15 protein-coding genes are annotated in these 17,866 nt (G+C 62.5%); all 15 read left to right on the top strand.

Translation table 11 applies throughout. The features are described 5' to 3' along the window. Window positions 1-46: 46 nt before the first annotated feature. The 15 genes from RCF49_RS09790 to RCF49_RS09860 all read left to right on the top strand — a co-directional run bounded on the left by RCF49_RS09790 (window position 47) and on the right by RCF49_RS09860 (window position 17,866). Window positions 47-1,591, top strand: a complete 1,545-nt coding sequence (locus RCF49_RS09790; protein ID WP_342643839.1) for an ABC transporter substrate-binding protein — start codon at window positions 47-49, stop codon at window positions 1,589-1,591. A 98-nt stretch (window positions 1,592-1,689) separates the two neighbouring features. Further along, on the top strand, window positions 1,690-1,887 hold the full coding sequence (locus RCF49_RS09795; RefSeq protein WP_342643840.1) for a tautomerase family protein: 198 nt from the start codon (window positions 1,690-1,692) through the stop codon (window positions 1,885-1,887). A 26-nt stretch (window positions 1,888-1,913) separates the two neighbouring features. Further along, on the top strand, window positions 1,914-2,954 hold the full coding sequence (locus tag RCF49_RS09800; RefSeq protein ID WP_342643841.1) for an LLM class flavin-dependent oxidoreductase: 1,041 nt from the start codon (window positions 1,914-1,916) through the stop codon (window positions 2,952-2,954). 4 nt (window positions 2,955-2,958) lie between these two features. Beyond that, entirely contained in the window at window positions 2,959-3,909 is a 951-nt protein-coding gene (locus RCF49_RS09805) for an ABC transporter permease (protein WP_342643842.1), read from the top strand. A 6-nt stretch (window positions 3,910-3,915) separates the two neighbouring features. Next, window positions 3,916-4,809: an ABC transporter permease gene (locus RCF49_RS09810; RefSeq protein WP_342643843.1), complete on the top strand. Its 894-nt coding sequence runs from the start codon at window positions 3,916-3,918 to the stop codon at window positions 4,807-4,809. After that, window positions 4,806-5,864, top strand: a complete 1,059-nt coding sequence (locus tag RCF49_RS09815; RefSeq protein ID WP_342643844.1) for an ABC transporter ATP-binding protein — start codon at window positions 4,806-4,808, stop codon at window positions 5,862-5,864. The genes RCF49_RS09810 and RCF49_RS09815 overlap by 4 nt, the downstream gene beginning before the upstream one ends. Window positions 5,865-5,875: 11 nt before the next feature. Beyond that, a complete protein-coding gene (locus RCF49_RS09820; RefSeq protein WP_342643845.1) occupies window positions 5,876-6,847 on the top strand; it encodes an ABC transporter ATP-binding protein in 972 nt (323 codons plus the stop codon). Window positions 6,848-7,013: 166 nt separating this feature from the next. After that, window positions 7,014-7,460 carry a DUF3597 domain-containing protein gene (locus RCF49_RS09825; protein WP_342643846.1) on the top strand — a complete coding sequence of 149 codons (447 nt, stop codon included), beginning with the start codon at window positions 7,014-7,016 and terminating at the stop codon, window positions 7,458-7,460. A gap of 583 nt (window positions 7,461-8,043) precedes the next feature. Next, a complete protein-coding gene (locus tag RCF49_RS09830; RefSeq protein ID WP_342643847.1) occupies window positions 8,044-9,639 on the top strand; it encodes an ABC transporter substrate-binding protein in 1,596 nt (531 codons plus the stop codon). Window positions 9,640-9,684: 45 nt separating this feature from the next. Then, entirely contained in the window at window positions 9,685-10,677 is a 993-nt protein-coding gene (locus RCF49_RS09835; RefSeq protein ID WP_342643848.1) for an ABC transporter permease, read from the top strand. Then, window positions 10,674-11,504, top strand: coding sequence for an ABC transporter permease (locus RCF49_RS09840; protein ID WP_342643849.1), 831 nt, complete (start codon window positions 10,674-10,676; stop codon window positions 11,502-11,504). Before RCF49_RS09835 ends, RCF49_RS09840 begins: the two co-directional genes overlap by 4 nt. A gap of 2 nt (window positions 11,505-11,506) precedes the next feature. Next, complete coding sequence (locus RCF49_RS09845; RefSeq protein ID WP_342643850.1) at window positions 11,507-13,213, top strand: ABC transporter ATP-binding protein; 1,707 nt, start codon at window positions 11,507-11,509, stop codon at window positions 13,211-13,213. A gap of 23 nt (window positions 13,214-13,236) precedes the next feature. Further along, the gene (locus tag RCF49_RS09850) at window positions 13,237-14,787 is read left to right on the top strand and encodes an FAD-dependent oxidoreductase (protein WP_342643851.1); all 1,551 of its coding nucleotides are present in this window, start codon (window positions 13,237-13,239) and stop codon (window positions 14,785-14,787) included. A 10-nt stretch (window positions 14,788-14,797) separates the two neighbouring features. After that, window positions 14,798-15,757: an ornithine cyclodeaminase gene (locus tag RCF49_RS09855; protein ID WP_342643852.1), complete on the top strand. Its 960-nt coding sequence runs from the start codon at window positions 14,798-14,800 to the stop codon at window positions 15,755-15,757. Window positions 15,758-15,835: 78 nt separating this feature from the next. Further along, the gene (locus RCF49_RS09860; RefSeq protein WP_342643853.1) at window positions 15,836-17,866 is read left to right on the top strand and encodes an FAD-dependent oxidoreductase; all 2,031 of its coding nucleotides are present in this window, start codon (window positions 15,836-15,838) and stop codon (window positions 17,864-17,866) included.

The following is a 17,866-nucleotide window of genomic DNA, read 5'->3' on the forward strand; positions in this document are numbered from 1 at the left end:
CCCAGAACTAACCAAGCCCAATAATACTAATGCAGGAGGTGGGGTGATGTTTAGCAGGCGAAGCGTCTTATCATTGTCAGCCGCGTCTACCGCGGCATTGCTGCTGCCGAAAAACCTCTATGCGCAAGGCTCTGCGCCTGCCGTGGGCAAGCCGGGTGGCTCGCTGACCGCAGCCATCTTCGCTGACCCGCTCTCCCTTGACCCCCACCTCACCGGTAATCTGCAAGGGCGCGCGGCGACCCGCGCCATTCACGACACCCTGTTCACCATCCAAGACGGCCGCCTTGCGCCGGGCCTGGTGGAATCATGGGAGCAGCCGGACGAGAAGACCTTTGTCCTGAAGCTGCGCCAGGGCATCAAGTTTCACGACGGCACGCCGTTCGATGCCGAGGCGGTCAAGTTCAACATAGACCGCATTCGCGATACGAGCATCGGCTCCATTCGTGGCGGTGAGATCACCGCACTCGATACAATCGAAGCGGTCGATGCCCATACCGTGAAAATGGTGACGAAATACCCGTTTGCCGCATTCCTCTTCCCGTTCACCGATGTCACCGGCTGTATCGGCTCTCCCGCTGCCTTCAAGAAGCACGGGATCGATTACGGGCTGCACCCGAGCGGCACTGGTCCCTTCAAGCTCGCGGAATACAGCAAGGACAATCGCACCGTTCTCGAGAAGAATGGCGGCTATTGGCAGAAGGGTAAGCCCTATCTTGACCAGGTCATCCTCCGGCCAGTGCCCACCGACAGCACCCGCCTTTCGGAATTGCGCGCCGGATCCGTCCAGATCGCTGAGGCCCTGCCGCTGCAGGACATTCAGCGCCTGCGCGCGGCCAATGAGTTCGTGGTGTCTGAAAAGCCGGGCTTTCGCTGGGAATATTTCGGCTTCAACTTGCGTGACCAATATCCCGGCAAGTCAAAGGCGTTCCGCCAGGCCTTCCAATGGGCCATTGATCGTCAGGCCCTCCATCAGGTCGCCTATTTCGGCACGGGTGAGATCGGTTATGACGGCATTCTGCCGGGCAGCCCCTTCTATGATCCCAATTACAAACCCTTTAAGCGGGATGTGGATAAGGCGAAGAGGCTGATCGAGGAATCGGGTCTCGATACCCCAATCCTGATCGGCGCTCCCCTTCAGCCCGACCCGGTGAAGCAGCGTGCCACCCAGATCTTCCAGGCCAATGCCGCCGAGATCGGGGTGAAGGTCAATATCGAGCAGATCGACAGCGCCGGTTATCGCAACATGCTGCGTGACGGCATGATGCCCATGGATGCGCAGGGATGGTGGGGCTATCGGCCTGATCCCGATCAATATCTCGCCATTTTGCTCGGGTCCGAGGGCTCTTACGCGAAATATCACGCCTATTCGAACCCTGAGATGGACAAGCTCATCCAGGCGGAGCGCGCCGGACGCACCGAGGAGGAGCGCCGCATCGCCTTCCGGAAGATCTCGGAGCTGATGAACGAGGACGCGGTCTATGTGCCTTGGCATTACAGCTCCGACTTCAAGGGCCTGGACCCAAAGGTGAAGGGGTTCCAGCACGCTGCCGACGGCATCATCAATTTCGCCGAGCTCTGGATCGAGGCCTGATCACGCCACCCCGTTTCCGCACCGGCCGGAAGCCTGCCCGGCCGGTAGGGACAGCCATGAACTCTCTTACCGAGCAGGCAAAGCAAAGGATTGAATCAATGCCAGTCGTGCGGGTTTGTTTCTATGAAGGCCGTTCACCAGAGCAGAAGCGCAAGATCGCGGAGGCGATAACGACGGCGCTTGTCGATATTGCCGGCTCCAAGCGCGATGCGGTGAACGTGATGTTCGACAACTTCACCCGCGAAGATTGGGTGATCGGTGGCGCCCCGGAATTTTCCGACAAATCCAAAGGCTAAAGACAAAAGCCGGACAGGAGATCAAGGTGAAGCCCACACTCGGTGTTCTGCTGTTTTCTGAAGGCCCCATCAGCGAGCTGGTTGACATCGCCCGCGAGGCCGAAACGCTCGGTTATGAGTACCTGTGGTACACGGATGTGCGCTTCGCCCGGGAGTGCTATGTGGGGCTCACCGCGGTTGCCCTGAACACGAAATCCCTGAAGATCGGGACAGGTGTCACCGACCCCTATTCCCGTCATCCCGCCATCACCGCGGCCGCCATGGCGACGCTCGATGAGGTGAGCAATGGCCGGGCGGTGCTCGGCCTCGGCACCGGTGGCGCCGGCTTCAAGGAGCTTGGGCTCGAGCGGGTGCTGCCGATCGCGGCCATGCGTGAGACCGTCACCATGATCCACGCCCTGCAGCGTGGCGAGAAGGTGACCTCGCAAGGCAAGGTCGTCTCGATCGATGGTGGCCGGTTCAACTTCAAGCCGGTGCGCGATCATATCCCCGTCTATTTCGCCACCCACGGACCTCAGATGACGCGCCTGGCCGGCGAAATCGCCGATGGCGTGCTGATCGCCAATACGCTCAATCCCAAAGCCTTTGATTTCTACGTCGGAAAGCTGAACGAGGGTCTTGCCAAGGCGCAACGCTCGCCGGACAGTCTGGATATCGGCTTGCGCGTGGAGGCCTGTATCGATGACGACGATGAGAAGGCTCTGGAGGTGATGCGCAGGCGTGTCGCATCGCGGCTGATCAGTCAATATCCGCACTGGGACTATCTCGACGAGCTCGGGATCACTCTGCCCGAAGCCTTCGTCGAGCTTGCCAAGATGGAAGGCGGCCACGACGTCAGCCGGGCCGCGAGCCTCATGCCCCTGGAAGTGGTGGAATCCATGGTGCTCGCCGGCAATCCCAAGCGGGTCAGCGAGCAGCTCGCCAAGGCGCTTCATCCGAGCGTCACCCAGGTGACCTTGCGCCCCCATGCGGTCCCGGGCGGGAAACAGGCGTCCGTGGTGCGCGCCTTCGCGGAGCAGGTCTTCCCCGAAGCCTTGCGCAGGAGAGCAGAAAGCGTAGCGGCCTGACGAGATGGTCAAGTTTATCGCCCAGAGATTTGCCGCGACACTTCCCGTTCTGGTGCTGACCTCGGTCATCATCTTCGTCTTGATGCGGATCCTTCCGGGTGATCCCGTGCTCATGCTCATCGGCGAGCATTCTGAGGTGAGCGAGGAGACCATCACCACACTGCGCAAGCAGTACGGGCTCGACCAGCCTCTGCCGGTGCAATATCTGATCTGGGTGAAGAACGCGGTCTCCGGTGACCTCGGCCGGTCGATCCACGGCCGGCAACCGGTCTGGGACGTGGTGGCGCCGCGTATTCTACCGACGGCCCAGATTGGCCTCACCGCCTGGATCTTCGCCGTTATCGTGGCGGTGCCTTTGGGCGCCCTCAGCGCCGCCCGAATGAACACCTGGCTTGATTGGCTGGGAACTTTGCTCGCACTGATCGGTGCGGCAATGCCCTACTTTCTCCTGGGCGGCCTTTTGATCTACGGCGTCGCCCTCAAGACCGGCTGGCTGCCCATCTCCGGCTATGTCTCCCCGGCCGTGGACATTGGCCGCAGCATACGCTCCACCATCTTGCCGGCCGCGACCCTGAGCCTGGCGCTGATCGCCGTGATCACCCGCCAGGCGCGCTCCAGCTTTGCGGATGTCCTGAACCATCCCTTCATCCGTACCGCCCGGGCCAAGGGCCTCTCGGAGCGGAACGTCATCATCCGCCATGCCTTGCGTAATGCCATGGTGCCCATCGTCACCATATTGGGCCTGCAGCTTGGCACCTTGTTCAGCGGCGCGGTGGTGACGGAGATGGTCTTTGCCATTCCCGGCGTGGGCCGCCTGCTCGTCGACTCCATTCTCAGCCGCGACTATCCAGTCGTGCAGGCAGTGGTGCTGTTTATAACTTTCTGCGTGGTCATGGCGACCATGGCGGTAGATATCGCCTATGGCCTGCTCGACCCCAGGTTGCGGCCGAGGTAGCGGACCATGGCGAGCGACGGCCCCAGCATCGTGAGCCACACATCGCCTTACCGGGCCGGGCGAAGTCTCGCCGTTCGAGGCGCCCTCACCCGCAATCTCATGCTGATCGCTGGCCTGGTTCTCGTTGCCGTCCTGGCCGCAGGCGCAATTTTCGCGCCTTTGCTCACCCAGTACACGCCCGAGTCCATGGATTACATGGCCATGCTCCAGGGACCAAGCGCCGCCCATCTCTTCGGAACGGACGAGCTGGGCCGCGATATCTTCAGCCGCTCCCTCTATGGTGCGCGCCTGTCGATGAGCGTGGGCCTGAGCGCCGTTCTGCTGTCGGTCGCCATGGGCGTGCCGCTCGGCCTGATTGCAGGCTATGTCGGCGGCATCACCGATGCGATCTTCATGCGCATCCTCGACAGCCTGATCGCCCTGCCGCCGCTGGTGCTCGCGCTCACCATTTCCGCGGTGCTCGGCACCGGTCTCGTGAATGCCACCATCGCTATCGCCATCGTATCGGTGCCCACATTCGCCCGCCTGATCCGCGGACAGGTGCTGTCGCTCAAGCATCTCGAATTCATCCAGGCCGCCGAGTCGATCGGCGTCTCATCACCGCTGATCATCCTGCGCCATATCCTGCCCAACGCGATCAACCCGGTCATCGTCCAGTCATCGCTGGCGGTGGGCTTCGCCATCATCCTCGAATCCAGCCTGAGCTTCATCGGCCTTGGCGCTCAGCCGCCGGCGTCGACCTGGGGCTCCATGGTGCAGGTGGGCTTTCAATATCTCGAGCTCGCCCCCTGGTATCCGCTCATCCCGGCCACGATGATCTTTTTCGCCGTGCTCGGCTTCAACATGCTCGGTGAAGGTCTGCGTCAGATGCTCGATCCCGCCTCGCGGAGCCGGCCATGAGCAGCGCGCAGCTTTACCAAAGTGCTGCCAGCGCGCCGGCACCCCATCCGGCGCAGGCACAGGCCGTGCTCGAGGTGGAGAACCTTACGACCAAGATTCGCACCCGCAGCGGCGAGCTTGGCGTGGTGAACGGCGTGTCATTCCATGTGAATGGTGCGGAGACCTTGGGCGTCGTCGGCGAATCCGGCTGTGGCAAGAGCATGACCGCGCTTTCGATCCTCAGGCTTCTGCCGCCGGCGGCGAGGATCGCCGACGGGCATATCCGCTTTGCCGGCCGTGATCTGGTGAGCCTCGAACCCGAGGAGATGCGCGCCATTCGTGGCAAAGACATCTCCATGATTTTCCAGGAGCCGATGACCTCGCTGAACCCGATGATGACCATCGGGAGACAGATCGCCGAGGTCATCACCCTGCATGAAGGGCTCAGCCGGCGGGACGCAATGGCCAAGGCGGTCGAAATGCTGCGCCTGGTCCGCATCCCGGAGCCGGAACAGCGGGTGGACGAATTCCCGTTCCAGATTTCCGGCGGCATGCGGCAGCGGGTGATGATCGCCATCGCGCTGGCCTGCAATCCGAAGATCCTGCTGGCGGACGAGCCGACCACCGCGCTCGATGTCACCATCCAGGCTCAGATCATGGACCTGATGACCGATCTGCAGGAGCGCCTGCAAACCGCAATCGTCCTGATCACCCACGATCTCGGACTGGTGGCGGAGAATGCCGACCGGGTCATGGTGATGTATGCCGGCCAGGCCGTCGAGGAGGCCGACGTTGCGCAGCTCTTCGAGTGCCCCCATCACCCCTACACCAGAGGTCTGCTGGGCTCCGTTCCCCGGCTTGGATCATCCACCCTTTCTGGCGGCCGCAAGCGCCTGGTCGAGATCGAAGGCAACGTGCCCGCCCTCAACCAGCTGCCGGCCGGTTGTTCCTTCGCGCCGCGCTGCCCGTTTGCAACCCAGCAATGCCGTGAAGTCCCGCCCCCGATGGTCGAGAAGCGGCCAGGGCAATGGGCGGCTTGCTGGAACTCCGATGCAGTGATTGCGGCAGGCCCATGATGGAATCGGCAATGGCTGAAGCCGCCCCTACCCTCATCGTCGAAAACCTGGTGAAGCGCTTTCCCGTGGGCGCCGGGCTCCTCTCGAAGCCCCGCGAATTCGTGCATGCGGTCGATGGGATTTCCTTCTCGGTCGGCCGCGGGGAGACCTTGGGCCTCGTGGGCGAAAGCGGCTGTGGGAAGTCGACGGCCGGCAAGACCATCATGCGCCTTGTCCAGCCGACCTCCGGCAAGATCACCCTGCTCGGCAAGGATATAACCGGCCTCAGCCACTCGGAACTGCGACCCCTGCGCCGGCAGATGCAGATGGTGTTTCAGGACCCCTATTCCTCGCTCGATCCGCGCATGCCGGCCGGCAAGATCGTCGCCGAGCCGCTCTCCACCCATGGTCTGGCCAAGGGGCACAGAAGCGAGGCGGTCGCCGAGCTGTTCCGGCGCGTGGGTTTGAGGCCCGATCAGATGAAGGACTACCCGCACCAATTCTCCGGCGGGCAGCGCCAGCGCATCGCCATTGCCCGCGCGCTTGCAGTCAATCCCAGCCTGATCATCGGCGATGAGCCGGTCTCGGCGCTAGATGTCTCGATTCAGGCCCAGGTCGTCAACCTGCTGATGGATCTGCAGGACGAATACAAGCTCTCCTACATTTTCATCGCGCACGATCTCGCGGTGGTCGAGCAGATCAGCCACCGCATCGCCGTCATGTATCTCGGACGTATCGTCGAAATGGCGGACACGCCCACCCTGATGAGCGCGCCTCTCCATCCCTATACCGAAGCCCTGCTTGCCGCCGTTCCGGTCCCCCAGCCGAGGAAGCGGCGCCGCCCGAGACCGATCGGCGGCGATGTTCCAAGCCCGATCCGGCGCCCTTCCGGATGCCACTTCCACACACGTTGCCCCCGTGCGGTGGACCATTGCCGCATCGAGGCCCCGGCGTTGCGCGAATTACAGCCCGGCCATTTTGTGGCGTGCCACTTAGCAGCGTAAACCCGAAGCCCCGGCCTTGTCCCGCCGAGCTGTCTCCCTTATGACCGGCACGCCTGCATCCTATCGGTTGCTGCGAATGGCCAGCGCCTCCATACTCACGCCGTCGCCATAAACACGTCAGGTGCAATTGAGTGCATCCTGGTTTCCACCGAGAGGAGCAAAAGCGATGGGCATCTTTGACACGATTAAGAACGCAATCTGGGGCGGTCATCAGGCGTCATCCGCAAGGCCTGGCGCCACCCTGGTCGCCGATGCTCAACCCGCACCAGCCGCCAAGCCGGCCGCCGCATCCACCGCCACGCCAGCAGCCGCGCCTCAGGCCGCCTCCACCGCAGCCAGCGCTGCACCTGCCGGTGGACCCGTGGACGTTGCCGCAGTTCTGGATGCCGCCGTCAAGAAGAAGGGGCAATCCCTTCAATGGCGCACATCGATCGTGGACCTCATGAAGGCGCTCGACCTCGACAGCAGCTTGGCCCACCGCAAGGAGCTTGCGCAGGAGCTCGGCTATACCGGCGATATGAACGACTCCGCTGCCATGAACATGTGGCTGCACAAGCAGGTCATTCAAAAGCTCCAGCAGAGTGGTGGGAAAGTGCCCGCGGATCTGCTCTGACCGTCCCGCTCCCAAGCCCGACGCCGGTCTTCCGGCTGCTCTATAACCCTGTAATCCTGCCGTGGAGTGCTCCTCGGCGGGTCTCGCCATCGCCTGTTCTCTGAGAAGCCTCCGCCCGCGAGACTTCGGTTGCGCCTGTCGAACGCCGGCCGATTGCTCCGCACCGGCGATGGCAAAGCTACGGCAGAGCCCCTGATCCGTTCGATAGCTGCCGAGGATCGAGAATTCGCGCATCTGCCCTTCGATGATGAGCGTCCGCGATTGGCCACGGATCAGGTCGCACAAACTGCCTCATCCCCATGTCCAATTTGGGCATGAGCAATGTCCAATCTCGGAGTAACCACATCCCTCTGTTTTCGGAATGATCAAACCTTAGAATGATTTTCGAAGATCAGCACCGTAAATGTAAGATTTCATATCCGATAGAACAGCGGAAGATGATTTATATAGATAGCCCGTCAATAAATAAACAATAGCGTCTGCAACGCATATTCCTTCCGCTCTTGATAAATCGATTGTCGCGCCGATGGCAGCAAACCGCTCAAACCGGGCACGCTGCCAATCGATAACTAAGGGGTGGGCGATGTCGTCTGATCAATACAAAAAACCTGGCCAGGGTGAGCGTACAGTCCGCGACGGGATCAGCCGCCGCCTGTTCAACACGGGCATGTTGGCGGGCGGTCTCGTCGCCGCCAGCGGGCTGCCATTGGTGTCGGAAGCAAGGGCGCAACAGCCCAAGCGCGGTGGCCTCGTCCGGCTCGCGCTCTACCAACAGAGTACCGGCGATACCTTCGATTCAGCGCGCTACGACAAGGGCAACGATTATATCAGGGGCACCAGCGTCTATAGCTATCTCACGAGCATGGACGAGGGCGGCAATGCCCGGCCGGAAGTCGCGATTTCTTGGGAGCCGAACAAGGAGGCGACCCGCTGGGCATTTAAGATCCGCAAGGGCATCACCTTCAGCGATGGCGCGCCGCTCACCATCGACGACATCATCTTTTCCATCATGCGCCACAAGGAGGAGAAGGTCGCCTCCAGCGCAAAGCAGCTCGTGGGCAACATCACGGCTGTGAAGGCTGATGGTGATGACGGCTTCACTGTGGAGCTGGCATCTCCGGACGTCGACTTGCCGATCCTGATCGGCCTCTTCCAATTCGCTCTCGTCAAGAATGGGACCTATGATTTCAGCAAGCCGATCGGCACTGGCGCCTTCATTATGAAGGAGTTCCAGCCGGGCATCCGGACGGTGCTGACGCGCAACCCTAACTTCTGGAAGGAAGGCCGCCCCTATATCGACGAGTTCGAGATGTTTCCCATCCCGGATGCATCCGCCCGTGCCAACGCGCTACTCTCCGGCGATGTGGACATGATCCTCGAATTGCGCGGCAATGGCATCGAGGAGGTGGCGAAATCGGGCACGGCCGATGTCTTCGTGACCCCGAGCACGCGTTATACGGCCATCCAGGCTGCCGTTGATCGAGCGCCGTCGAACAATCTCGATCTCACCCTGGCCATGGCCTATATGATCGATCGTAAGCGGCTTCTCGATACCGTGCTGCGCGGCTATGGCATGATCGCCAACGATCATCCGATTGGTCCCAAGAGCCCCTACTACAACGCCAACCTGCCTCAGCGCGAGCTCGACCTGGACAAGGCCAAATATCACTTGGGCAAATCCGGCATCGGCAATGCGCGGGTTCAGGTCTGCGTGGGCGATGGTGTGCTCTACAGCATTGATATCGGCCAGCTCTTGCTGAGAGAGGCAACGCGCGCGGGGCTCAATCTCGACATCAAGCGGGAACCGGCCGAGAGCTACTGGACCGCGGTCGCAGGCAAGCGGCCCTATGCCGCCACCAATTTCCATCCGCGCCCCACCTACAATATGCTGCTCAATCTTGCCTGGCGTAAAGGTGCGCCATGGAACTTCTCGCACTACAACAACGACAAGCTGGAAAAGCTGATCGATGAATCCCGGGCCACGCTCGATATGCAGAAGCGGGTCGAATACTACCACGAGATCCAGTCGATCATTCACAATTCAGGCGCGATCATTCTGCCCTGCTTCCTGAGCTACATCGACGGTGTGTCGAAGCGGATCAAGGGGCTTACGCCATTGCCGATCGGCAGCCTTGGTGGGTTCAACTTCGCCGACCGCATATGGCTCGAAGAAGTGTGAGGGGGCGAACCTCACCTGAGGACTCGTTGTGAAGGGAAGGTAAGCTTGGCGGCACTCATCTTAAGACGGCTGGGCGCGACGCTGGTGCTGCTGTTTGTGGTGTCGCTGCTCATCTTCGCAGGATGCGAGATACTCCCCGGCGACGTGGCGCAAGTGGCGCTGGGTCAGTTCGCAACCGAGGAGAATGTCCAGGCGCTGCGGGTACAGATGGGCCTCGATCGCCCGGCACCCGTCCGCTACCTTGAATGGCTGGCGGGCGTGGTGCAAGGCGATTGGGGCACCTCCATCGTGACGCGCAACAGCGTCTCGTCAATGCTGTCCGAACGCATCGCCAACACCGCGATGCTCGCCGGGTTGACCACGATTATCGCCGTGCCGCTCGCCATCCTGCTCGGCCTGGCCATGGCTATGCGGCGCGGCAGCACGGTCGATCGGGCCACATCGGTCGTCATACTCGGGCTTTCGGCAACACCGGAATTCCTGATCGCGACGCTTGGTGTGCTGCTCTTTGCCGTCCATCTCGGATGGCTGCCGGCGGTCGCCTATCTCAGTCCAGGCGCCGATATCGCCGACACGCTTCGTGCCCTGCTGCTGCCCACCCTCACCCTCGTGATCGTGGTGACCGCGCAGATCTCGCGCATGACCCGGGCGATCATCGCCAATATTCTCAATGAACCCTATATCGAAATGGCGGCCCTCAAAGGCATTCCCCACCACCGCGTGGTTGCCTATCACGCCCTCCTCAATGCGATTGGGCCGATTGCCAATGTGGTCGCGCTGAACGTCGCCTATCTCGTCAGCGGCATCGTCGTCGTCGAGACGGTATTCGCCTATCCAGGGCTCGCCCAATTGATGATCGACGCGGTGCAGTCGCGCGACATGCCGGTGATCCAGGCCTGTGCGATGATCTTCTGCGCGACCTATGTGCTGCTGGTTTTGCTCGCTGATATCATCGCTCAGGCTTGCGATCCACGTGCCAAGGCGGCCGGCCGAGCTGTCGCACAGACTGGCCTCTCCAATCCGGCGGAGGCGCAATGAGCACGGTTCTCACCATAGCGCGCCGCAGGCCGCGGATCACGTTATGGGTCAGCGTCGCCATCCTGGCCTTCTTCATTTTGGTGGCAATCCTGTCGCTCGGCCCCTTGCCGCACGACCCCACCGAGTTCATCACCGACGAGCCCTTTGCGCCGCCCACCTCTGGCCTGTGGCTTGGCTCCGACTCCCTCGGCCGCGACGTGCTCTCGCGCCTGATCGAGGCCACCCGCATCACCCTGGCCATGGCGCTGGCGGCCACCATTCTTGCCCATCTCATCGGCGACACGCTGGGACTGCTCGCAGCGATCAAGGGCGGGATCATCGACGGCATGCTCAGCCGCGCGGTCGATGTGGTCCTGTCCCTACCCAAGATCATCATTGGTCTGGTGGTTGTGGCAGCCCTCGGCCCCTCGATCGGTGTCATCGTGGGGCTGGCAGCCATCGTCTATGCGGCAGGCGTGTTCCGGATCGCCCGTGCCCTCGGCAATGATCTCGTCAATATGGACTACATCACTGTCGCGCGGTCCCGCGGCGAAGGCCTGGGCTGGATCCTGTTCGGCGAGATGCTGCCGCATGTCGTAAGGCCGCTTGCTGCGGATTTCGCCATTCGCATGAGCTTCGCCATCCTGTTCATGAGCAGCCTCAGCTTCCTCGGTCTCGGCGTGCAGCCGCCGCAGGCTGACTGGGGCGGCCTTGCCCGCGAGGGCTTGAGCGGCCTTTCCTCGAACCCTTACGCCGCCGTTGCGCCCGCTGTCTGCATCGCGCTGGTCTCCATCAGCCTGAACCTGCTGGTTGATGCGCTTGAGCGCACCCCGGTCCGGGGGGAATAGCGATGGGTGATACCATTCTCACCGTCGACAATCTGCGTATCGTTTCGGATGCCGGCGTGCCGATCGTGCAGAACGTGTCCTTCTCCGTGGCGCGCGGTGAGGTGCTGGCCCTCATCGGCGCCTCTGGCTCCGGCAAGACGACCCTTGCCCTTTCCGCGCTTGGACATTTGCGGCCCGGCCTGCACCTGCAAGAGGGGCGGGTGACGCTCGCCGGCATCGATCTCCTCGCCGCGCCACGGCGCCAGCTCAATGGCCTGCGTGGGCGCAAGGTCGCTTATGTCGCCCAGAGTGCCGCTGCCGCCTTCAATCCGCGGATCAGGCTGATGAATCAGGTGACTGAGGCAGCGCGCATCCACCGGACGCAATGGGCGAGCTCGGCCCAGCAGCGCGCCCTTGCGTTGTTCCAGTCCCTGAGCCTGCCGGACCCGGAACGGGTCAGCCGGCGGTTCCCGCACGAGGTCTCTGGCGGTCAGCTCCAGCGCTTCATGATCGCCATGGGTCTCCAGGAGGAACCGCTGTTGCTGGTCTGCGACGAGCCCACCAGCGCCCTCGATGTCACCACCCAAGTCGAGGTGATGCGGCTGCTCAAGCGCGCCATTCACGACAACAACACCGCCGCCTTGTTCGTCAGTCATGACCTGGCGGTTGTCGCCCAGATCGCAACCCGGATCATCGTTCTGCGCAGCGGTCATGTGGTTGAAACGGGCACGACGGAGGAAATCCTGAACCGGCCGCAGGCGGACTATACCAAGGAGCTGATTGCCGCCTGCCGCCACCTCTCCGTGAAAGCGGCGGGCAAGGGCAGCACGCAGGGGCAGATAACCCATCTTCCGGCCGCGAGCCCCCTGCTCGAGGTGAGCCGCCTCACGGCCGGATATGGCCGGCTCGACAATGGACAGCCGGTCGCCACCACTTTGCGTGATGTCAGCCTGAGGGTTGGCCGGGGTGAGATTGTGGCTGTTATCGGCGAGTCCGGCTCGGGCAAGACCACATTGGCGCGCGTGATCGCAGGGCTCCATGAACCCGCCTCTGGCACCGTGATGCTGCAGGGCAAATCCTTGGCCGGCGCGGATCGCAGCCGATCTCTGGACGAGCGCCGCCTTGTGCAGCTGGTCTTTCAGACCGCCGACACTGCCCTCAATCCGAAGCAGAAGATCAGGCAGATCCTCGGCCGTACACTGAAGTTTTTTCATGGCACCAGACGCCAGGCCGCCGAAGCCCGCATGATCGAGCTCCTGAACATGGTTCAGCTCCCGGCAACCTATCTCGATCGCCTGCCCAGCGAGCTCTCCGGCGGTGAGAAGCAGCGCGTGAACTTGGCACGGGCACTGGCCGCCAACCCGGAGGTGCTGATCTGTGATGAGATCACCTCGGCCCTCGATACCATCGTTGCACGGTCGATCATCGCACTCATCGAGCGTCTCCGTTCGGAACTTGGTCTCGCCATCATTTTCATCAGCCACGATCTGGCGACGGTTGCCTCGATCGCCGATCGGGTCACGGTTCTGCGCCAGGGCCGCGTGGTGGAGAGCGGGTCTGCCGCAACGGTGCTGGCCGCGCCCGCCGATCCCTACACCAAGCTTTTGATCGCATCGGTTCCGGAGCTGCGGCCCGGCTGGCTGGAAGAGGCCGTCGCCGCCCGTCAGCAGCTCGAGCTCGCGCCTCCAGGTCAGGTGGCGCGTGAAGACCGTGCGAGCCTCATGTCGTAACCCCCGCGGTGAGAAGGAACGTCATGCGCCAGCCCCTCCCGTCTCTCGAAGGCCAGATATTCGATGTCGCCGTGATCGGCGGCGGCGCGGCCGGCGCGAGTGCAGCCCAGCATCTCGCCGCAAAGGGCTATAGGACGGTTCTGGTCGACAAGGGCGATTTTGCCAGCGGCACCAGCAGCCGGTCGAGCCGCTTGCTCTATTGCGGCCTTGCCTATTTCTCACCGGATTATGAGCTGTGGCGCTATGCCTATCGCTGGGGCGACCTCAAGAACCGGGTCTATATGGCGCGCCTCGCCATGCAATGCCGCACCCAGCTTGCCACCACAATGCCGGAGCGCCTCTCCCGCCACACGTTCTTCTTTCCGGTGTTCCGAGATGGTGCCTTTCCCGGATGGAAGGTGGACCTGGGCTACAGGGCATTGAGCCTGTTCGGCTCGCCCCAGGCGCCCCTTGACTACCATCGCCTGCCGGCTGCAGCAGCGGCGAAACAATATGGCCTGGTCCGCCTCATGGACCAGAGCCGGCTCGACAGCGTCGGCGTGTTTCAGGAATATCAATACAAATGGGCTGAGCGCATCTGCCTGGACACGGTGCTGGATGCGGAACGCTGCGGCGCCACCATACGCAACTACACCGAGGTGACCGCGATCGAGAGAGTGCCGTCAAACCGGTGGCGGCTGACGCTTCAAGACAGCATTGCCAGGGGCGTCACGACTCAGATCGAGGCCCATGCGCTGGTCAACACAGCCGGTCCTTGGGCAGACCGGGTGACGGCGCGGGCCGTTCCCCGGCCCAAGCAGCGCCTTGTCGGCATTAAGGGCGTCAACGTTCTGGTGAAGCTGCCGGATGACTGCCGCGGGCTCGGCATGGAGACGATCAGCAGTATAGATCAGCCCTTCTACTGCATGCCCTGGGGCGACTATCACTTCTTCGGCCCCACCGAGACGATCTTCGAAGGCGATCCGGATACGGTGCGGGTCTTGCCGGAAGAGGTGAGCTTCATCTTGAACGAGGCCAATCGCGTCTTCCCGACCCTGAAGCTCACCACCGATGATGTGGTCTATAGCTGGTGCGGCGTGCGGCCGCGCACCCATAGCGAGGCGGATGAGGGCGTGAAGTCGGTCAGGATCCACGATATGGCCGAGGAAGGAATGCCCAACGCCCTCACCCTTACTGGAACACCCATCATGATGCACCGCTATGCCGGACGGAAGATCGCCGAGCAGGTTTCGGATACGGTCCGCCCGTCGGGAGAACCGCGCCCGCTCTCCTACGGGGCGAAGCTGCCGCCGAAAGGTGATGCGCCGCAGGCGGCAATCCCGGTCGAGGCGCTGCGTCATGCGGCGGCGAACGAGCATGCCGTAACCCTCATCGACCTCTTGTTCCGCCGCGTGATGGTCGGTTGGCAGCCGGGCATGGGTGTGGCCGAGGCCCGGGCCGCAGCCGAGGCGGTCGCCGACATCTTAGGGTGGAGCGATGCGCGCATCACCGCGGAGGTGGAGGCCTATGTCACCTTCATTGCCGAACATTTCTCGCCCGCAATCCTCCGCGCCCGCCAGGCGGCCGTTGCCTGAGGATATGGGTATGCGCTTCGTCGATGCCGAAACCGTGCACAGGCTGCTCGATTGGCCCGGATTGATCGAGGCTTTGCGCCGCGCGCATAAGGGGCCGGCGCCCAAGACCGCGCGCGCCGTGCTGGAGGAGCCGCGGCCCGAAGGCTTGCCGAACATGCTGCTGGCCCTGCCCACTTGGCAGCATGGCCAAGCGCTGGGTGTGAAGCTGGTGGCCTCCTTCCCCGGCAATGTCGCCTCCTACGGCGTGCCGACAGTCGATGCCCTCTACATCCTGTTTGATCCGAACACCGGCAAGCCCCAGCTTGTCATCGATGGCGAGGCGCTGATCTTCCGCAAGACAGCTGCGGACTCAGCCCTTGGCGCGGGCTTCCTTGCGCCGCGACATGCAAGCCGACTGCTGATCGTCGGCGCTGGCGCTCTGGCACCCTATGTGGTGCATGCGATGCGCGCCGTCCGTCCGGAGATCAGCACCATTCGCATCTGGAACAGGACACCCCAGCGCGCCTTCGCCCTTGCCCGAGACTTGCGGGAGCAGGACCTTCACGCCGAAGCCACCGTAGATCTCGATCAGGAGGTCGCCGCGGCAGACATCATCATCGGCGCCACGATGGCAACGCGTCCTCTGATCAAGGGCGCCCATCTGAAGCCGGGCACCCATGTCAATCTCATCGGCTCCTTCACGCCGGAAATGCGGGAAGCTGATGACGAGGTCCTGCGCCGCGCCCGCATCTATGTCGATGATTTCGGCTGCCTCGATCGCTCCGGCGAATTCATTGAGCCCTTGCGCAATGGCGTGATCAATCGCGAAGCCGTGCTGGGCAATCTCTTCGATCTGTGCCAGGCGCCTCAGCCCCCACAGCTTAGCGCCGAAGACATAACCCTGTTCAAGAACGGCGGCGCCGGCCAGCTCGATCTCTTTGTTGCAAGTCACCTTCGTCAGCGTCTCGCCGAGACGGAACTGGCGCCCTAAGCCATGGTCTTCGAAACCCCATGAGGCCCAGAACCGATAGGCCGTCCGCGAGACTCTCCCATCATGAGGCTAAACCCCATGTCCTCTGAAGATCCGCTCCTCCAACCGCTGACCATCAAACATGTGACCCTCAAGAACCGGGTCATGAGCACCAGCCATGCCATCAGCTATGGCGAGGAGGGCAAGCCCAAGGAGCGCTATCAGCTTTATCACGAGGAAAAGGCCAAGGGCGGCATCGGACTTACCATGTTCGGCGGCTCATCCAATGTGTCGCCGGATTCGGGCTCGGTCTTTGGCCAGCTCTATGTGGGCGATGACACCATCATCCCCTATTTCCGGGAATTCTCCGAACGCGTGCACAGGCACGGCACCGCAATCATGTGCCAGATCACCCATCTTGGTGGACGCAGCCATTGGCGCGCCGATAACTGGCTGCCGACCGTCTCCCCTTCGCGCTATCGCGAGCCTTCGCATCGCGGCTTCACTAAGGAGATGGATCACCACGACATCCGCCGCATCGCGAAACAATTCGGTGATGCCGCCTGGCGTTGCCGTGAGGGCGGGCTCGATGGCCTCGAGATCCATGTTCATGGCCACCTCGTCGGCCAGTTCTGGAACCCTCTGGTCAATAAGCGCACCGATGAGTTCGGGGGCTCGCTCGAAAACCGTTGCCGCTTTGGCCTGATGGCCCTCGAAGAAATCCGCCGCCGGGTGGGCGACCGGTTCCTGGTGGGCCTGCGCATGGCCGTCGGTGAGGGGCGCGATGGGGATGAGGGCCTCTCAACCCATGACTATCTCGAGATCGCAAAGCTCCACGAACGATCGGGACTGATCGATTTCTTCAACTTCACCTATGGCCGCATCGATACCGAAGTGGGGCTCGCCAACTACATGCCTGGCATGCATGTCGGTCTTGCGCCGCAGCTCGCCCATGTGGCGGCGTTCAACGGCCATCTCAATCTACCCATCTTCCATGCAGCGCGGATCAGCGACATCGCCACCGCCCGTTATGCCGTCCGCGAAGGTATCGTCGATTTGGTGGGGATGACGCGGGCGCATATCGCTGATCCCCATATCGTCAACAAAATTGCCCGGGGTGAAGAAGACCGCATCCGCCCTTGCGTCGGTGCCACCTATTGCTCCTGGCAGAGACGTTGCATCCATAATCCGTCCATCGGCCGCGAGAAGACGCTGCCCCATCTGATCACGCCGGCGGAGCAGCGGCGCAAAGTGGTCGTGGTGGGTGCGGGCCCCGCCGGCCTCGAAGCCGCACGCGTCTCGGCGGAACGGGGACATGAGGTGGTGGTGTTCGAGGCAGCCTCGCGCGCCGGCGGTCAGGTGTTGCTCGCAAGCCGCATGCCCAAGCGCCGCGACCTCATTGGCGTCATCGATTGGCGGGTTGCCGAGGCTGAGCGGCTGGGCGTGGTCATTCACTACAACAACTTTGCCGACCGCGAGATGATCGAGGCGGAGAACCCGGATGTGGTAATCATCGCCACTGGCGGCTTACCCGATCGCATGGAGGGCGAGGTAGAAGGCGCGGAGCTTGCCGAGACCGTCTGGACCCTGCTCGAAGCGCCGGCCGAGCCGCAGGGCGCGATCATGCTTTATGACGGCACCGGCACGATCACCGGAGCATCTGCGGCCGAGATGCTGGCCATGCAAGGCGCCGAACTCATCTATGTCACACCCGATCACCATGCCGGCCAGGAGGCAAGCTATCTCGATCGTCCCTTCATCATGCGCGAGCTCTACAAGGCCGGCACCCGCATCCACCCGGACCGGCGGCTCGCCCGCATCGCGAGGGTCGGCAACCGGCTGCAGGCAACGCTCATCAACGAATATAGCGATGATGCGGAAACGCTCACCTGCGATCGGCTGATCATCGAGCGGGGATCGATCCCTCTGGATGAGCTCTATCAGGAGATGCGGCCTGGCTCCCGCAACGACGGTGTCATAGATCTCGACGCTTTCGCTATCGGCGACAAGCAGGATCTCACCCTGAACCCGAACGGCGCTTACCAGCTCTACCGGATCGGGGATGCCGTGTCTTCGCGCGATATCCACGCCGCGATCCTTGATGCGATGCGACTGTGCAAGAACCTGTGA

Source organism: Rhodoligotrophos sp. CJ14, assembly GCF_038811545.1.
GTDB lineage: Bacteria > Pseudomonadota > Alphaproteobacteria > Rhizobiales > Im1 > Rhodoligotrophos > Rhodoligotrophos ferricapiens.

Bases quoted from the DNA above. Each gene is read 5' to 3' on its own strand.
- RCF49_RS09810 (WP_342643843.1), top strand. From the start codon at position 3,916: ATGGCGAGCGACGGCCCCAGCATCGTGAGCCACACATCGCCTTACCGG.
- RCF49_RS09805 (WP_342643842.1), top strand. From the start codon at position 2,959: ATGGTCAAGTTTATCGCCCAGAGATTTGCCGCGACACTTCCCGTTCTG.
- RCF49_RS09795 (WP_342643840.1), top strand. From the start codon at position 1,690: ATGCCAGTCGTGCGGGTTTGTTTCTATGAAGGCCGTTCACCAGAGCAG.
- RCF49_RS09860 (WP_342643853.1), top strand. From the start codon at position 15,836: ATGTCCTCTGAAGATCCGCTCCTCCAACCGCTGACCATCAAACATGTG.
- RCF49_RS09820 (WP_342643845.1), top strand. From the start codon at position 5,876: ATGGCTGAAGCCGCCCCTACCCTCATCGTCGAAAACCTGGTGAAGCGC.
- RCF49_RS09855 (WP_342643852.1), top strand. From the start codon at position 14,798: ATGCGCTTCGTCGATGCCGAAACCGTGCACAGGCTGCTCGATTGGCCC.
- RCF49_RS09840 (WP_342643849.1), top strand. From the start codon at position 10,674: ATGAGCACGGTTCTCACCATAGCGCGCCGCAGGCCGCGGATCACGTTA.
- RCF49_RS09845 (WP_342643850.1), top strand. From the start codon at position 11,507: ATGGGTGATACCATTCTCACCGTCGACAATCTGCGTATCGTTTCGGAT.
- RCF49_RS09815 (WP_342643844.1), top strand. From the start codon at position 4,806: ATGAGCAGCGCGCAGCTTTACCAAAGTGCTGCCAGCGCGCCGGCACCC.
- RCF49_RS09825 (WP_342643846.1), top strand. From the start codon at position 7,014: ATGGGCATCTTTGACACGATTAAGAACGCAATCTGGGGCGGTCATCAG.
- RCF49_RS09850 (WP_342643851.1), top strand. From the start codon at position 13,237: ATGCGCCAGCCCCTCCCGTCTCTCGAAGGCCAGATATTCGATGTCGCC.
- RCF49_RS09830 (WP_342643847.1), top strand. From the start codon at position 8,044: ATGTCGTCTGATCAATACAAAAAACCTGGCCAGGGTGAGCGTACAGTC.
- RCF49_RS09790 (WP_342643839.1), top strand. From the start codon at position 47: ATGTTTAGCAGGCGAAGCGTCTTATCATTGTCAGCCGCGTCTACCGCG.